Genomic DNA, 16,428 nt, shown 5'->3' on the forward strand with positions numbered 1-16,428 from the left:
GCGTGAACTCTCAGGAAATAAGGTGAGGGGGAGGATGAATCGATGGCACGCGAACGAACCATCTCGTAGGGCGAAGATAACAAAGGACGCACCGGGCGGCGTCACTGATACGCCGAATGCAAATCGAACAACTCGACCTGTCGGAGTGGCGCGGGGCGCTCCCGGACACCGGGATCGAGGTCTTCCATCGCCCGGAAGCGCTGGCGACACTCGACGACCACGCCGCCGGGGACCTGGAGCTGTACGGGGGATTCAAGGGAGACGAACCGATCGGGCTGTTGCCCGTGTTCACGTCCTCGAAGTTCGTGGGGACCACGGTGACGTCGCCGCCGCCGTCGATGAACGTGCCGCGCCTGGGCCCCGTCGTGATGCCGACCAGCCCGAAGCAACGCAAGCGAGAGCGCGTCAACCGGGATTTCACCGAGGAAGTGCTCGCGGAGATGGACATCGACGGGTCGCTCTCGCTGTTCCGGACGATCTGTCACAGCGACTACGCCGACCCACGGCCCTACCGCTGGGCCGAGTACGACCTCTCGACGCAGTTCACCTACGTCCTCGACCTCGCGGACAGGGACGCCGACGACGTGCTCGCCTCGTTCAGTAGCGGGCTCCGGCGCGACGTCCGCGACGCCGAGGACCTGCCCGTCACCGTCGAGATCGAGGGCATCCACGGCGCCCGCGACGTCTACGAGCAGACGAAAGCGCGCTACGAGGAACAGGGCCGCGGGTTTCCGCTGTCCTGGGAGTACGTCCGTGACCTGGTCGAGACCCTCGGCGAGCACGCCCGGGTCTACGTCGTTCGCGGCCCCGAGGGCGAGTTTCTCAGCGGGATCACGGTGCTGTACTCGACGGACGACGCCTACTTCTGGCAGGGCGGCACCCGCGCCGACTACGACGGCACGAGCGTCAACAGCCTGCTCCACTGGCGGATCATCACCGACATCCTCGAAGACCCTGCCCTCGACCACGTCACCGGCTACGACCTGATGGGGGCGAACACGAAACGGCTGTGCAAGTACAAGTCCAAGTTCGCCGCCGACCTGGTCCCCTACTACGTCGTCGAGTCGGACTCGGTGGGGATGGACGTCGCGAAAGCGACGTACCAGACCCTGAAACGGTGACTCCGATGCGCGTCCTGAACCTCGTCACGAACGCCGACTCCCAGTTCTACCGGACCCAGGTGTCGATGCTGGAAGCCCGGGGCGTCGACAGCACGACGCTCGCGGTCCCCGGCGACCACCAGTACGGCGTCGCCGACGAGGACACCGAGGGCTCGGCCTCCCGGTCGCTCGTCGACTACGTGAAGTTCTACCCGCCGGTGTTGCGGCGTTCTTTCGAGGACTACGACCTCGTTCACGCCAACTACGGGCTGACCGCGCCGGCGGCCATCGCCCAGCCGAACCTCCCCGTCGTCCTCTCGCTGTGGGGCTCGGACCTGATGGGCACCTACGGCGCCGTCTCGAAGTTCTGCGCGAACCACTGCGACGCCGTCATCGTGATGTCCGAGGAGATGGCCGACGAACTCGACCGCGAGTGCCACGTCATCCCCCACGGCGTCGACCTCGACCGGTTCGAACCGATGTCGCGGACGGCCGCGCGCGACGAGATGGGCTGGGACCCGGACGCCCACCACGTGCTCTTTCCCTACCCGAAGGGACGCGAGGTCAAGAACTACGCGCGCGCCGAGCGCGTCGTCGATCGAGTTCGCGAGCGCGTCGACCGGCCAGTCGAACTCCAGATCGCCAGCGGCATCCCTCACGAGTTGATGCCGACCCTCTTCAACGCCGCCGACGTCCTGTTGCTGACCTCCGAACGCGAGGGGTCGCCCAACACGGTCAAGGAGGCGATGGCCTGCAACCTCCCCGTCGTCGCCACCGACGTCGGCGACGTCCGGGCCCGCCTCGACGGCGTCGCGAACGCCCACGTCGCCACCGACGACGAGCGCCTGACCGACGCCGTCGAGGCCGTGCTCAGGCGTGGCGAGCGCTCCGACGGCCGGGACGCGATCCGGCCCCTCAGCACCGAGCGCATGGCCGAGCGGATCCACGGCGTGTACGAGGAGGTGCTCGGACGGGCGGTCCCGGGGCCCGGACGCAACGACGGCGGCGGTGGCGACGGCGGGGGCGGCAACGACGAGTCCCGTTCGGAGCGAATCGTCGAAAACTGACCGCCCGCGCGGGAACCGGGGGAAGTGAAACCGCTCGCTGGACACATCGCTGGACTGCGGGGGGGAAACGGCCTCATACGATTCTGCAACGACAGCATAACAATGGACGTGCTGGGGATATCGCCGGCAACGAACCAGATGACGAGCACTAGCCTCCCGCGGTCGAGACGGCGACGGTTCATCGGCGTCCTCGCGGTCGGATTCCTCGCACTGACGGCGGCGATCCTGGCGGCGCGCTCGACGCCCATCGACGGCTACGAGCTGTCCATCTACGAGGCGACGCCGCTGACGTTCTGGGCCGGCGTCGTCGTCGCCGCTATCGCGGCGGCCATCGTCGCGCTCAGCGCCCCACCGAAGAGCGTCCCGCGCCGCCTCGGCCTCCTCCTGGGGCCGATGGCGGTCGTCTCTGTCGTCGCGCTCCCGGTCCTGCGCGGCTACTACTTCTTCGGGGCCGGGGACGCGCTCTCCTACCTCGGCTGGGCGCGCCTCATCGCCGACGAACAGCTCAATCCCGTCGAGTTCCTCTACCCCGGTATCGAGAGCACGGCCGTCTTCCTCGCCCAGACGACCGGCATCTCCCTCCGCCGGTCGCTGATGTTGATCCCGCCGCTGCTGTTCGCCTCGTTCGTCGTCTCGGTGACGCTCGTGGTCGGTCGGATCTCGACGAGCCGAAACGGCGTCGTCGCCGGCTGTTTCGCCGCACTCCTGCTCCTCCCGATCAACAACGTCCACACCTACGTCGTCGCGTACCCGACGACGGCGGCCATCTTCTTCACGCCGCTGGTGCTGTACGTCCTGTTCCGGTTCGTCACGGACGACGGTTCGGTGGCCCGTCTCGGTGACACGACGCTCCTGACCCCGTTCGGCGTGTTGCTCGGAATCGCCGGTATCGCGGCGATCCTGTATCACCCGCAGGTCGGCGCCAACGTCATCGCCATCCTCGGCACCGTCCTCGGTCTCCAGGTGCTCGCCCGGGTGTCGCGCAGGTGGGTCGGGTCGACGGCGATCAGCGCCCACCGCGCCATCGTGGTTCCGGCGGCCGTCGTCGGCGGGTTCTTCCTGCTGTGGACGCCCCGCTTCGACCGCGCCCAGGACACCGCCGGGACGCTCGTCACGCTGCTGGTGTCCGGCGCCGACCCCGGCGGGACCATCGAGGCCAAGGGGACCTCGCTGGCGACGCTCGGCGGCGGCATCGAGGAACTGTTCCTCAAGATGTTCCTCGTCAGCGGCGTCCTCTCGCTACTCGCCGGCCTGGTGATGCTCGCGACGCTGACCCGGCGCCTCGACGACGCGCCGGACCGCAACGCGCTGTTGACCTACCTCACCGTCGCGTTCGTTCCGATATTCGGACTGTTCGCGGCGTTCTTCGTCGCGAGCCTCTCCGTCCAGCAGTTCCGCTACCTGGGGTTCATCATGGTGTTCGTCACCATCTTCGTCGCCGTGGCCGTCGCCGACGGGATCCCGTTCGGGCTGCCGATACGGTCGCCGACGACGCGGACGACGCTGGCGGTTGGCGTGTTCGCCCTCCTGCTGGTCCCCCAGCTGGCGATGGTGTTCACCTCGCCGTACATCTACCAGCCCTCCAGCCAGGTGACCGAACGGACGATGGAGGGGTACGAGACGTCCTTCGAACAGCGCGATCCGGAGGTGTGGCACACGGGCGTCCGCGGCGGCCCGCGCCGCTACGTCGACGCCTATCACGGCACGACCGGGACTGAGACGGCCGCCGACGGGACGACCTTCGAGGGGAAAGACGAGATGATACCCTTCGGGGTGTGGGGGAACAACGTGACGGAGTTCTACTCCCGGTGTCGCTACGTCGCCCTCGAGCAGTCCGACTACCAGCGGGAGGTCGGCCTCTACGAGGGGTTCCGCTACAGCGAGGCGGGCTTCGAACGGATGGAGACCGACCCCCGCATCCACCGGGTCCAGTCGAACGGTGACTTCCGACTGTACGTCGTCGCCCCCGACGGGTCCACGTGCACGACATGACCTGTGAGGGAGGAGCGTGAGCCTCGCCGAGCGCGTCGCCCGCGGCGTCAAGGCGTCGCTGATAGCCCGGGTCGTCTACATCGCGACCAACTCCGCGCTGCTGATCGTCCTCACGCGGTACCTGCTCGAACCCGGCGAATACGGCCAGCTGTACTTCGCCCTGTCGGTGCTGGGGATCGCGCTCCTGTTCTCGGCGCTGGGCATCCCCAAGGCGACCGCCCGCTACGTCACCGAGTACGTCGAGACGGACGAGCGCCAGATACCGTACCTGATCGAGCGGTCGCTGCTGGTCCTGCTCGTCCTGAGCGGGCTCGTCGCGCTCGTCCTCGCCGGCAGCCGCGGCTTCATCGCGGGCCTGCTCGGCGAACCCGGCCTCGAACCGTTCCTCCTGATCGGCGCCGTCCACGTCGCCGCGAAGTCCCTCCAGACGTACGTGAAGACGCTGTTCCAGGGGTTCAACCGCGTCACCTACAGCGCCCTCGTCAGCGCCACCAACGGCGTGGCCAGGCTCGTCCTCGCGACCGTCTTCGTCCTCGCGGGGTACGGCGCGCTCGGGGCGCTCGCAGGGTACGTCGCCGCCTACGTCCTGTCCAGTCTCCTCGGCCTGGGGATCCTCTATGCGAAGTTCTACCGGCGCTACGAGCGCGCGGCCGAACCCGAGGCCGGGCTCCTTCGTCGCCTGCTGGAGTACAGCATCCCGACGGCGGCGACGCGGGCCGGCGTCGTGCTGGACAGCCGGGTCGACAGCCTCCTGCTGGGCGTCCTCGCCGGCCCCGTCTCGGTCGGGTTCTACACGGTCGCCCGCCAGATCGCCGACGTCTGCATCGTCCCGGCCCAGTCACTCGGCTACACCATCACGCCCGCGCTGGGCGAGCAGAAGGCCGCCGACCAGAGCGCCCGCGGTGCGCGCCTGTACGAACGATCCCTGGAGAACGTCCTGCTGCTGTACATCCCGGCGGGCGTCGGGCTCGTCCTGGTCGCCGAGCCGGCGATCCGGTACGTGTTCACCGAAGACTACCTCGGCGCCGTCCCCGTCGTCCAGCTGTTCTCGCTGTTCATCCTGGTCCGGGCCATCCACAAGATCACCGGCAGCGGGCTGGACTACCTCGGCCTGGCCCGGATCCGCGCCATCGCGCGGACGACGACGGCGCTCGGCAACGTCGGCCTGAACGTGCTGTTGATCCCCGAGTACGGCGCCGTCGGCGCCGGGCTGGCCACCGTCACGACGTATACGCTGTACACAGCTGTAAACGTCTACTACATCAACCGCGAGTTCTCGCTCCGTCTCGGCTTCCTGGCGAAGCGGGTCGCCCACATCATCGCCGTCACGTCCGTGATGGCCGGCGGCGTCGTGCTCGCGCTCCCCTACGTCACCGGCCTGGCGACGCTGGCCGGCGCGATACTGCTCGGCGGGGTCGTCTGGGCCGTCCTCGTCGTCCTGAGCGGCCTGCTCGACCCCGCAGAGATCCGGACGTTCCTGGGCTAGCGACGGCAGCCACGCCTGCCGCGCAGGCGGCGTCGCACGGGCCCGGGTGTACCGACCGGCTACGCGCTGGTGTCCCGGCCGCTGTGAGCGTTTTACTAAGTGGTTTCCGGGAATTGACGACCACATGCACGGCGACGGAACCGATCGGAGAGGATCGGTCGTCATCTCCATCGACGCCGAACTCGGCTGGGGCTTCCACGACCTCGAGTCACCGCCCCGGGAGCGCATCGAGCGCAGTCGCGAGGGGTGGCTGGTGCTGGCCAATCTCCTCGACGAGTACGAGATTCCAGCGACGTGGGCCATCGTCGGCCACCTGTTGCTCGAGGACTGCGACGGGACTCACGCGGACCATCCCGCTGGCGAGGAGTGGTTCGCCTGGGACGGGATGGGACGGCGCGACCTGCGGTTCGACGACGGCCTCGTCGATCGCGTCGTCGACTCGCCCGTCGACCACGAGATCGCCTGTCACACCTTCAGTCACGTCCTGTTCGGCGACGGCGACACCTCGCGCGAGGTCGCCGTGGCCGAACTGGAACAGTCCCGGACGGCGTTCGCCGAGAGGGGGCTGGAGTTCACCTCGTTCGTCTTCCCGCGCAACCAGGTCGGCCACCGCGACGTGCTCGCCGAGTTCGGCGTCGAGGCCTACCGCGGCGGGCGCGCCCCCGACGGGTCCACGCTTCGGACGGCCGCCGAGTCGCTGCTGGGGACGTACGACCCGCACCTCCCGGAGCCGACGGTCGACGAGTACGGCCTCGTCTTCGTTCCGCCCTCGCAGTACCTCTTCGGCTTCGAGGGAATCTACCACGAGGTCGCCGAGGCGACCGTCGGCGACCCAGTCGTCGCCCAGGCCCGTCTCGGCATCGACGCCGCGGCCGAATCCGGCGGCCTCTACCACGTGTGGTTGCACCCGAACAACCTCACCAGTCCGCTCCAGCGGCGCCGCATCGAGCGAATCCTCGCTTCCCTCGACGCCAACCGGCACCGGGTCAGGATCGAGACGATGGCCGACGTTGCCAGCCGAGTACGGTCGAGCGAACCGACCGCCGTCTCCGAGTAACGGTGGATGAGGCGACCGCCGTCCCCGGATAACGACTGGAAACACGATTATAACAATAGCCGCTGCCGGCGTCGATGCTGGCACCCGCGGCTCTCAGTTTCCCATGTCCCAGCGTCCCTCCACTCGACAGGCGACCGGTGACACCGACCAGTACGAGATCCGCCCCTTCGAACCCGGCGACCGGGCGGGGTATCTCACTCTCTTCGACCGCGTCCTCAGCGGCGGCGACGACGAGTGGTTCGCGTGGAAGTACGCGGACAACCCCTTCGCCGACCACGTCCCGATCGTCGTCGCGACTGACGGCGACAGCGTCGTCGGCGCCAAGTCCGCCGTCCCCCAGCGAGTCCGTGTCGGCGACCGGGCCGTCGACGCCCTCCAGCCCGCCGACACCATGGTCGACCCCGACCACCGCCGACAGGGGCTGTTCTCCCGCATGACGGAGGTCATGAAGGAGCGCTACGCCGACCGGTCCCAGCAGCTGTTCTTCAACTTCCCAAACGAGATGACGCTCGCCGGCGGCAAGAAACATGGCTGGGTCGAGGTGGGCCGGGTCCCCACCTACTACCGGATCCAGCGCGCTCGCGGAATGGTCGATGGGGAACTCCCGGCCCCGCTCGACCAGGGCCTTGACCTGCTCGACCCGGTCTTCGACGCCTACCTGACGGCCCGGGCGAAACTGTCCCCGTCGTCACCGCCGGGCGTCACCGTCGAGGAGAACGAGGACGTCCCCGCCGACGTCCTCGCCGACCTCTACGAGCGAGCGGTTCCCGACGAACTCCACGCCGAGCGGTCGGCGACGTTCTACGACTGGCGATTCGAGAACCCGAAGTGGACGTACCAGACCTACCTCGCCGGGCCGGCGGACTCGTCGGGAAGGCTCTCCGAACCCGACGTTGACGTCGGCGTCGTCGTCGGTTCGGGCACCAGGAATGGCCAGTCGATGGTGAACGTCGTCGACGTCGCCCCGCTGGCCGGCGCCGCCCGGCTCCCGGCGCTGAAAGCCGCCCTCGAACGGGTCTGCGTGCGCCACGCCGACGCGGACGTGATCGCCGTCAGCGGCCACGCGATTCCCGCGGACCTGCTGTCCTCGTTCGGCTTCCTCTCCGACACCGACGTCCCGCTGTCGCTCGTGTCCTCGCCGAGTGCGATGGCGAGTTACCCGCTGACCGAGAACGGCTCCTGGTCCATCGACGGCCGCAACATCCGCCGGATAGACGACTGGCTGGTGACCTTCGCCGAGCAGGACACGCGGTGAGGGACTCGATATCGAGTCGGCTGGACTCAGTTCCTGTCAACGCTGGGTTCGCGCTTCGTAGAGCGCGTAACAGAACGGGAATCGGGAATCGCATCGTTGCTTCTCCGTGGATACTCTCGCTCGCCATGGATACCCACAGTATCCACTGCGTTAGATGCTTTGAGTGAGCCGTATCGCTAGAGCGTCGGCAGGGCTACCCCTGGAAGTTCTACCGGCTGACCGACGAGGGCCGGCGGTTCCTCGACGACCACAACCTGCTCCAGGCCGAGGAGACCCTCCAGCGGATGTACGAGACCATCACCGACAAGCCCGAGAAGATGGTGAAATACGAGAACGCGCCGCGGCCGGAGGTGGCGTGACTAAGATCGACATTCTATCATATAAATGAAGGGTCCTCTAGCTCACAGCGTACACATAGAAACTGCTAAGTTATCAGGCTCACATTGTACACACAATGAGTTCAGACAAGAAGCGCGTTCAATTCCGCGCGCCTCACCGACTGATCGATAGGACTGATGCGCTCGCGTCGGTTCTCGGCGAGGACCGGACGGATGTTCTGGTGACAGCGCTACGCGAGTATCTCCAGGAAGCGGCGCACGACGACGCGCTCACTCAGGAGATAGCGGCTGCGTACTACGACGACGAGATTACGTTCGACCAGCTCAAGGCGCTCGTCGGAGCCGAGGAAGCCGCTAACTTTCGCGTGCTGAAACAGCAGTTGGACGAAGGATTCGTCGACGAGGTTGCCGAGTTATAGATGCAGGTACTGGTCGCAGATACCTCGGGGCTCGTGAGCCTAGGAATCGTCGCAGAACAGGACCCCGATCCGCTCGAGATCTGTCTCGCCACTTACGATGTGCGAGTGCCAGAGACAGTTATCGACGAGCTTCGTGAGACTGCATCGTACGATGACGAGCACGGCGAGGCCGCCGACGCAGTACTCGAACGAACTGCTGATCTCACCATACAATCCGTCGTACTGGACGCGGATTTTCCACTCGACGACGGGGAGAACGCCGCAGTGACACTCGCAAATGACGTCGAGGCCGCACTCTGTCTCTGTGACGAGTTCAACTCGCTCGGGCTGGTTCACGCCTCGCTGGCGAACACGCGACTGGTTACGACGCCAATCCTACTCTCAGTCCTCGTGCGGACGGGGCAGATGGCATCGGATGAGGCGCTGTCCCTCCTCGAACAGATCAGTCTGGCTCGAAGCTGGGAGACGAACAGCTACGTCCAGCGGGCAGAATCACTTCTGAATAATTCGACACCCAGGGAGTAGATACCTGACTTCCAACGGAGACCGCGGACCCATGAAAACGTACGGAACAATCGAGATGGACGGCCGGGGACGGCTCACACTGCCCAAGCCTCTCCGCGAGGAGTTGCACCTCGACGGCGATACGGAGTTCGAGGTCGTTAGCGACGGAAGTGACATCCGACTCGTGAGGCATCCCACCGAACTCGAAACGCTCACGCGCGGTGAAGAATGGGGAGACGAGGCGTTCCGGGACGCTGGAGATGCGACGTTCGGCGACCAGTGACGACGATAGTCACCGATCGTTCCCTGTAGACCGGCGCCGGTAGCCGGTAGCCGGTCGGTTACGGCGTTACGACCGAGGCCGCGGCGCCGCAGGCCGCCTATAACAAACTCTCCAGATCCACTAGCGATTAGCAGATGACGTCGATAGCGTTCATGGGCAGTCACCCGCTCGGCGAGCAGTGTCTCGAAATCGCGACCGACCATCCCGACACCGACGTCGAACTCGTGGTCACCTACGGCCCCGACGAGGACAACTGGTGGGACGGGTCGCTGTACGACCTGGCGACTGAGCTGGGCCACGACGTCGTGACCATCGACGAGGAGTCCCAGGTCCTGGAGCGCGACGTCGACTACCTGCTGTCGGTATACTACCCCAACATCCTCGGCGCAGAGATGCTGAACCACCCCGAGAAGGCCTCGATCAACCTCCACCAGGCCGAGTTGCCGCGCTACCGCGGGTCGAACGTGATCAGCCACGCGATCATGAACGCCCGCGACGACGACCACTGGCAGTACGGGACGACGATGCACTTCATGGCCGAAGAGGTCGACGCCGGCGACGTCATCGCCCGCAACTTCGTCGAGATCGGCGAGGACGACACCGCCCGCGAACTGTACGAGCGCATCGAGGGCGCCTCTGTCGACCTGTTCGAGGAGATGCTCCCCGCGATGGTCTCCGGCGAGATCCTGGAGATGGGCACGCCCCAGGCGGAGTACCCCGGCGAGCGCTACTTCTACACCAAGGCCAGCCTCGACGGCGAGAAGGCCATCGACCCCGAGACGCTGACCGACCCCGAGCGCCAGGACGAGGTGTACGACAAGGTCCGGGCGCTCGACTTCCCGCCGTTCGAGCCCGCGTGGGTGGAACTGGAGGACGGCCGGAAGCTCTACCTGACGGCGTCTGACTACGAGTACGTTCTAGAGGAGGTAGCGGCGGGCGACTGAAGGTAATGACATCCTCCCCAGTGTGAACGCCGAGACTCTCTCGGTGTGAAAACGTAGGTAGCCGACGGCGTTCGCTGGTTAGTCAGAAAAATACTCTAGAGTATCATACTTCAGAGTATCATACTCTGGAGTACGTTTTGGGAATCGTGTTCACGGTCGACGACGTCGGGGACGTATTGACTGCGTAGCGAAAACGACGGCCGAGGGGCCAGAAACGCGAGTGGATCCGGATTCGACTCGGCGTCGTACTCCGCGATCGTCCGTGGAACAGCGAGACTGACGAGCGCGCTCGTGTCGGCCACGACCGAGCGCAGTTGCGGCCGGTCGCTCATGCCCCGTCCGCGTCGTCGACTGGGTCGTCAGGGTCGACTGTGCGAACCTCGCCGTCGTACACGTCGACGTCGTCCGGAGCGGCGATGTCGAACGCTTCGCCGTTCAAGTCAGCCTTGAGGAGACGGAATCGCTGGGCGCTCTCGGCGCCGACCAGCTGTTTGACCGTCTCGAACTCCAGTTCGCCCTCGTAGTACTTCGTCGCGACCAGCTGCTGGAACGTCTCGTTCTCGGCGGTCTCCTCGACGTACTCACGGATGGCCTCGACGAGGAGGTCGGTCCGGTCCGTTCCGAAGAGGTCGGCTATCGCGTCGAGTCTGTCCACCAAGTACTCGGGCGACTGAAAGTGGGCCCGGCGGGAGTCGTCGCGCTTGCCCATACATGAGCACGTATTGCACAGAGTGGCGTAACGATTGGGGGGCCTGTACAAACCCTCACACTCGCGAACGATGACGATAAAGGGCAGCAGTCGGGCGAAGAGAACCGACGGCGCTAGTCGTCGCTGCTTTCGGAGTTCACGGCGGAGTTAACGGCGGTCGGCTGTCGTTCGGGACGACCGACGTCGGTCGGGTGGACGACGCGCCCCTCGTCGGCGGACTCCTCGGCGCGTTCGAGCAGTTCGACGGTCTCAGCGCCGACGCGGCCGCTGGCAGGTGGATCCTCGCCCTCCAGGCTGGCGTCGACGAACGCCTCGATCTCGGCTTTCAGCGGCTCGCGCTTCTCCGTGGTGTGGACGATAGAGCCGTCGTTCCGGGAGGTGAGCTGGCCGTCGCGGTCGGAGTACACCTCCGCGTCGAAGATCTCGAGTTCCGTGTTCTCCAGGTAGTCCAGCCGCGCCGAGCGGTTGGAGCCGACTACGACGAGGTCTCGGGTCTTGCCGAAGGCGGGGACCTGCCAGGAGGAGTTGATGACGCCGGTCGTGTTGCCGTAGTCCAGCGTCATCGTCGCCGTCTCGTCGATGCCCTCGCGGACGAAGTCGTCCATCTTGCAGTGGATCGACTCCGGCAGGCCGTCGAGCAGGTAGTTGTACGTGTCGACGTCGTGGACCGCCAGCGAGTAGAGGACACCAGTGGTGGCCCGCGGGATGCGGAACGTGTACCGGCGCGTGTGGAGGTACTTGATGCGGCCGAGTTCCCCGCGGTCGATACGGCGCTTGAGTTCGCCCAGTGCGGGGTGGTAGCGGAAGATGTGGCCGACGCCGAGCGAGCAGTCGTTGTGCTCGGCCGCGTCGACGATGGCCCAGGCCGCGTCGCTGTCCAGCGCGAGGGGCTTCTCGACCAGGAGGTCGGTGTCCCGGGAGAGGAGATCCGTCGCGATGCCCTCGTGGGTAGTGGAAGGCGTCGCGACCGTCGCGGCGTCGACGTCGAGGTCGCCGACGTCGGTGACGTAGTCGACGCCGTAGGTCTCGGCCATCTCCGAGACGCGGTCCTCGTCGACGTCGCAGAGGACGATGTCGTCGATGCGGCCCTGGTCGCGCAGCTCCGCGGCGACCCGGACGTGGTTCTTTCCCCAGTAGCCCGTGCCGACGACGCCGTAGTTCATCGTTCACCGTAGAAGTTCTCGATCGCGTCACACACGCGGTCGACCTCTTCGTCGGTGATTCGCGGATGCATCGGCAGCGAGAGGATGCGGTCGACGATGCGTTCGGTCCGGGGCAGCGTCGGCACCGACGCCATCTCGGCGCGGACGGCCTCGGTCTGGTGGACCGCCGTCTCGTAGTGGATGCCCGTGTCGATGCCCTGCGATTCGAGGTGGTCCCGGAGCTCGTCGCGCTCGTCGCTCTGGATCACGAACAGGTGGTAGACGTGCTCCACGTCGCCCCGTTCGTGGGGGAGGCGGACCGCCGTCACCGATTCGAGGCGGTCGCGATAGCGCTCGGCCGCTCGCTGGCGTCCGGCGTTCCAGTCTGCCAGGTGCGAGAGCTGTTCGAGCGCGAACGCAGCGCTGACGTCGCCCATCCGGTGGTTCAGCCCCAGGCGGACGTGCTCGCCGTCGCCGTTGCGGCCGTGGTTGCGGTACTGGCGAGCGCGCCGGGCAATCTCGGCGTCGTCCGTGGTCAGGATGCCGCCGTCGCCGCCGACGGTCATGTTCTTCGACGGGTAGAAGCTGAAGCAGCCCACGTCGCCCAGGCCTCCCGTCGGCTGGCCCTCGTAGGTCGCGCCGTGGGCCTGACAGGAGTCCTCGACGACCGCCAGGTCGTGCCGACGCGCCACGCGCCGGATCCCCTTCATGTCCGCCGGATGGCCGTAGAGGTGTACGGGGACGATGGCCTCGGCGTTCTCGCTGCGCTCGGCCGCCCGGCCGAGGTGGTCGACGTCGATGGTGTAGGTCAGCGGGTCGACGTCGACGAACACCGGTTCGGCGCCGAGTTCGAGTATCGGGCTCGCGCTCGCGAAGAAGGTGTGGGCCGGGACGATGACCTGGTCGCCCTCGCCGACGCCGACCGACTTCAGCGCCAGGTAGATGGCGTCCGTCCCGCTGTTGACCGCGACGGCGTGCTCGGCGTCGCACGCTTCCGCAAACGCCGCTTCGAACTGTTCGACGAGCGGTCCCTTGACGAACCGCCCCGAGCGGAGAGCCTCCTCGACGCGAGCGACCATCTCGTCGTCAACTGCGATGTCTGTAAACGCAACCGATTCCGTCATCGACTATACCGGCCACTCGCGGACGGTTTGTTATAGAGAAAGTACCCCAGAGCCGCCGTTTTTAGGCGTCGCTGAACGGGATCGGAGGATGTTGCCGGTAACTGACGGCGATCTGGAAGCGCGAGGGAGCGAGCGGCAGGGAGTGCCTGTTCGCGAGAATTGAGTTTGGCTTGCCGGCGAGTGGGGTTAGGCTTCGTCCCACTGGTCCCGATTCTGGCGAACTGTCTCCAGACGTTCGATCTGCTCGCGAATGGTCTGCCAGTCGACGAGGTCCCGCCTCACGGCCTCGACGTCGACACGGTCAGCGTGTTCGAGCGCGTCGACGTCGGACGGTCGATCGGCGTCGAACCGTTCCCGTAACGACGCCGCCTGATTCGCTAATTCGTGCAATCGGTCCCGAAGTTCGGCCCGTGACAGTTGAGCCAGGCGGTTTCGCTTTCGCCACTCGAAGTACGAATCGTTGCGAGCGAACGTGTCCGGACTCTCGCCCGTCTGTTCGAGGACGCCGATGTCGGCGAGTTTGCGAAGGTGTCGGCGAGCGGTGTCGACGGCACAGTCGGCCCGCTCCGCGATAGTCGCGACTCGCGTCGGCTCGTGAAGCTGGAGCGCCGCGCGATAGACGCGTTCGTCGGCCGGCTGTGACGCCAACTCGTCCGCAAATTCGTTGGAGAGCGACGAGTCGACGGGCGGTGTCGGCTCCCCTGGCATGCGCGAGTATTGCAGTGTGGGGACTATAGTAGTTGACGGGCGGGTGCGCGTTACTCGTCGCTCCGTGAGTCGACAGTGAGGCGGCAATTGTCGAATTCGCGCGAAGGCACCGACTTCCGGCCGGCGGAACATGTTGGTAGCGGTATTACTTTACGCGTTCATCGAATCGTCGGGGACAACATGACCGACGGCGACCTGACCGGGCAGACGGTACTCGTAACCGGCGGCGCGGGGTTCGTCGGGAGCCACCTCGCCGAATCGCTGACCGACGCGGCCGAGGTGCGCGTCCTCGACGACCTCTCGAACGGCGACGCCGGCGACGTTCCCGCGCACGCGAGACTGATCGAAGGAGACGTCCGCGACCGGGCGACGGTGCGGGAGGCGATGGACGGTGCGGACGTCGTCTTCCACGAGGCGGCGATGGTCTCCGTCCCCGCCTCCGTCGAGGCGCCGATGGACTGCCACGGCGTGAACGGGACGGCGACGCTCCAGTTGCTCGACGTCGCCCGCCAGACCGACAGCCGAGTCGTGCTGGCGTCGAGTGCAGCGATCTACGGCCACCCCGAGTCGGTCCCGGTCCCGGAGTCGGCTCCCAAACGCCCCACCTCGCCCTACGGCGTCGAGAAGCTGGCGAACGACGAATACGCGCGCGTGTACGCGGAGCAGTACGGACTGGAGACAGTGGCGCTCAGGTACTTCAACATCTACGGGCCGCGCCAGACCGGCCAGTACAGCGGCGTCATCAGCGTCTTCCTCGACCAGGCCCGCGCCGGCGACCCGATCACCGTCGAGGGCGAGGGCGACCAGACGCGCGACTTCGTCCACGTCGACGACGTGGTGGCGGCGAATCGGCTGGCGGCGACGACGGCAGAACGGGGCAGCGCGTACAACGTCGGCACCGGGTCGAGCGTCACGGTCCGCGAACTGGCGGAAATCGTCCGCGACGTCGTCGGCGCGGACGTCCCTATCGAACACGTCGACCCGCGGCCCAACGACATCCAGCGCAGCTGCGCCGACGTCTCGAAGGCCAGGGACGAACTCGGGTTCGAACCGACCGTCTCGCTCCGGGACGGACTCGCGACGACGATCGCGTAGTGGCTACCAGCCGCTGATCACGTTCTACGCAGGCGCGCGCCACTCCGGGCCGAGACGAGGGACCGAACCCGCCTGACCGCCGACGTCGAATCGCCGGATAGGACCGGATCGGTCGTCCTCGGTCGCGAGCGGCCATCCTCGGAGCGCGCTCCCGACCGGCCGAACCGACGAGTCGCCGATCCGTGAACGCGTTCCCTGATAAATGACCCGACCGTTCGTTCGGTAAGGAGGTCGCTACTGCCGGGAGCCGCCGGATCGAGTTCGCCGGACGCGGAGCGGGCCGATTCGAACGACCAACAAACACATATAGGGAAACGAGTGATCGAGAGGATATGACCTATCCCAGTACCGATGGTGGGGAAGGGGTGGCAGCACCTGCGAGCGAGAGCCGTTCGAACCCACCCAGCACGCGCGTGGCGTATCGACTGGCCGAGGAGAGCGACACAGCGATCGAGGCGCTCCGGCCGCTGGCCGAGTCCGTCGACCCGGAGGCATTAGACGCGCTCTTCGACGGCCGAGCGGCGGAGAACGCCTACGTGACGTTCCGTCACGAGGGATTCACGATCACGGTCACCGGAAACGGGGACGTGCTCGTCGATCCCGTCGACGTCGAGTAATCGGTACTTGACTGCAGGTCCGATTGGCTACCGGTCTGCACCCACTCGCTAAGCAGGACATTACTTTCGGCCCGAGACCCCTGTGATCGCGTGTTCATGAACGGTCGATTGACGGAAAGCGAATGGCAGCGTATCGCGGAGTTCGCGGAGACACCGAAGCACCAGCGCTGTCCCGAGCAGTTGCTCCCGGACTGCAGCGAGGCGCTCTCGGAGACCAGAGACGGTGCCGAGGGCGCGCGTCGGGACAAGTGACGACCAACAGTTGTGCAGTACCGACCGAGGGGTGCGTCGTTACGGCCGACGCTCAGGTCATGTTCTCTGTCTCGATCGTCTCCCACACCTGATTGCCGCGGTCGGTGATGCCGTAGACGCGTCCCTTCTTCCTGTCTTCCGAGACCAGGAGCTCGACGAGTTCGTGGTCCCGTAGTTCCTGGAGCGCACGCGAGACGTGCGCGACGCTCAGGCCGGTGTCGTCCGCGATCCGCGAGGGCGTCGCCGGTCCGTCGGACAGACGCCGAAGCGTTGCGATCCTGTACCGGGAGCTGATGACGTAGCTCACGTCGTCCCATTCGGTCGCGACCATGTCAG

At 66.4% G+C, this 16,428-nt stretch carries 18 protein-coding genes and 1 pseudogene; 14 read left to right on the top strand and 5 right to left on the bottom strand.

Translation table 11 applies throughout. The features are described from left to right. Positions 1–116 precede the first annotated feature (116 nt). The 11 genes and pseudogenes from AC5FRV_RS15175 (at position 117) to AC5FRV_RS15225 (ending at position 10,445) form a co-directional block, all read left to right on the top strand. A complete protein-coding gene (locus AC5FRV_RS15175) occupies positions 117–1,121 on the top strand; it encodes a GNAT family N-acetyltransferase (protein WP_493561937.1) in 1,005 nt (334 codons plus the stop codon). A 5-nt stretch (positions 1,122–1,126) separates the two neighbouring features. Then, positions 1,127–2,167 carry a glycosyltransferase family 4 protein gene (locus tag AC5FRV_RS15180; RefSeq protein WP_493561938.1) on the top strand — a complete coding sequence of 347 codons (1,041 nt, stop codon included), beginning with the start codon at positions 1,127–1,129 and terminating at the stop codon, positions 2,165–2,167. Positions 2,168–2,305: 138 nt separating this feature from the next. After that, entirely contained in the window at positions 2,306–4,159 is a 1,854-nt protein-coding gene (locus tag AC5FRV_RS15185; RefSeq protein ID WP_493561939.1) for a hypothetical protein, read from the top strand. A 16-nt stretch (positions 4,160–4,175) separates the two neighbouring features. Beyond that, positions 4,176–5,645: a flippase gene (locus AC5FRV_RS15190; RefSeq protein WP_493561940.1), complete on the top strand. Its 1,470-nt coding sequence runs from the start codon at positions 4,176–4,178 to the stop codon at positions 5,643–5,645. 124 nt (positions 5,646–5,769) lie between these two features. Next, entirely contained in the window at positions 5,770–6,702 is a 933-nt protein-coding gene (locus AC5FRV_RS15195) for a polysaccharide deacetylase family protein (protein ID WP_493561941.1), read from the top strand. Positions 6,703–6,805: 103 nt separating this feature from the next. Continuing rightward, on the top strand, positions 6,806–7,957 hold the full coding sequence (locus tag AC5FRV_RS15200) for a GNAT family N-acetyltransferase (protein ID WP_493561942.1): 1,152 nt from the start codon (positions 6,806–6,808) through the stop codon (positions 7,955–7,957). A gap of 179 nt (positions 7,958–8,136) precedes the next feature. Then, positions 8,137–8,316 (top strand): annotated as a pseudogene (locus AC5FRV_RS15205) (PadR family transcriptional regulator); the annotation flags it as partial. A 95-nt stretch (positions 8,317–8,411) separates the two neighbouring features. After that, positions 8,412–8,714 carry a hypothetical protein gene (locus AC5FRV_RS15210; protein WP_493561943.1) on the top strand — a complete coding sequence of 101 codons (303 nt, stop codon included), beginning with the start codon at positions 8,412–8,414 and terminating at the stop codon, positions 8,712–8,714. Further along, a complete protein-coding gene (locus tag AC5FRV_RS15215; RefSeq protein ID WP_493561944.1) occupies positions 8,715–9,239 on the top strand; it encodes a PIN domain-containing protein in 525 nt (174 codons plus the stop codon). 31 nt (positions 9,240–9,270) lie between these two features. Continuing rightward, on the top strand, positions 9,271–9,501 hold the full coding sequence (locus AC5FRV_RS15220) for an AbrB/MazE/SpoVT family DNA-binding domain-containing protein (protein ID WP_493561945.1): 231 nt from the start codon (positions 9,271–9,273) through the stop codon (positions 9,499–9,501). A 134-nt stretch (positions 9,502–9,635) separates the two neighbouring features. Then, complete coding sequence (locus AC5FRV_RS15225) at positions 9,636–10,445, top strand: methionyl-tRNA formyltransferase (protein ID WP_493561946.1); 810 nt, start codon at positions 9,636–9,638, stop codon at positions 10,443–10,445. A gap of 328 nt (positions 10,446–10,773) precedes the next feature. Here the strand turns inward: AC5FRV_RS15225 and AC5FRV_RS15230 are convergent, their stop codons facing one another. From AC5FRV_RS15230 to AC5FRV_RS15245, 4 genes are all read right to left on the bottom strand, one after another. Beyond that, positions 10,774–11,154, bottom strand: coding sequence for a hypothetical protein (locus AC5FRV_RS15230; protein WP_493561947.1), 381 nt, complete (start codon positions 11,152–11,154; stop codon positions 10,774–10,776). Positions 11,155–11,267: 113 nt separating this feature from the next. Continuing rightward, a complete protein-coding gene (locus AC5FRV_RS15235; protein WP_493561948.1) occupies positions 11,268–12,317 on the bottom strand; it encodes a Gfo/Idh/MocA family protein in 1,050 nt (349 codons plus the stop codon). Next, on the bottom strand, positions 12,314–13,420 hold the full coding sequence (locus AC5FRV_RS15240; protein ID WP_493561949.1) for a DegT/DnrJ/EryC1/StrS family aminotransferase: 1,107 nt from the start codon (positions 13,418–13,420) through the stop codon (positions 12,314–12,316). The genes AC5FRV_RS15235 and AC5FRV_RS15240 overlap by 4 nt, the downstream gene beginning before the upstream one ends. A gap of 186 nt (positions 13,421–13,606) precedes the next feature. Continuing rightward, on the bottom strand, positions 13,607–14,128 hold the full coding sequence (locus AC5FRV_RS15245; protein WP_493561950.1) for a DUF7342 family protein: 522 nt from the start codon (positions 14,126–14,128) through the stop codon (positions 13,607–13,609). Positions 14,129–14,308: 180 nt separating this feature from the next. Between AC5FRV_RS15245 and AC5FRV_RS15250 the strand changes: the two genes are divergently transcribed. From AC5FRV_RS15250 to AC5FRV_RS15260, 3 genes are all read left to right on the top strand, one after another. Continuing rightward, positions 14,309–15,223 carry an NAD-dependent epimerase/dehydratase family protein gene (locus AC5FRV_RS15250; RefSeq protein ID WP_493561951.1) on the top strand — a complete coding sequence of 305 codons (915 nt, stop codon included), beginning with the start codon at positions 14,309–14,311 and terminating at the stop codon, positions 15,221–15,223. A 332-nt stretch (positions 15,224–15,555) separates the two neighbouring features. Further along, complete coding sequence (locus AC5FRV_RS15255; protein WP_493561952.1) at positions 15,556–15,840, top strand: HalOD1 output domain-containing protein; 285 nt, start codon at positions 15,556–15,558, stop codon at positions 15,838–15,840. A gap of 96 nt (positions 15,841–15,936) precedes the next feature. Further along, on the top strand, positions 15,937–16,092 hold the full coding sequence (locus AC5FRV_RS15260; RefSeq protein ID WP_493561953.1) for a hypothetical protein: 156 nt from the start codon (positions 15,937–15,939) through the stop codon (positions 16,090–16,092). Positions 16,093–16,144: 52 nt separating this feature from the next. On the opposite strand, the gene AC5FRV_RS15265 is transcribed toward AC5FRV_RS15260, so the two are convergent. After that, positions 16,145–16,423 (bottom strand): winged helix-turn-helix domain-containing protein, encoded by a 279-nt coding sequence (locus AC5FRV_RS15265; protein ID WP_089818571.1) that lies wholly within the window; start codon positions 16,421–16,423, stop codon positions 16,145–16,147. Between the last annotated feature and the right edge of the window lie 5 nt (positions 16,424–16,428).

The sequence above is a fragment of the Halomicrobium sp. HArcel3 genome (genome assembly GCF_058933135.1).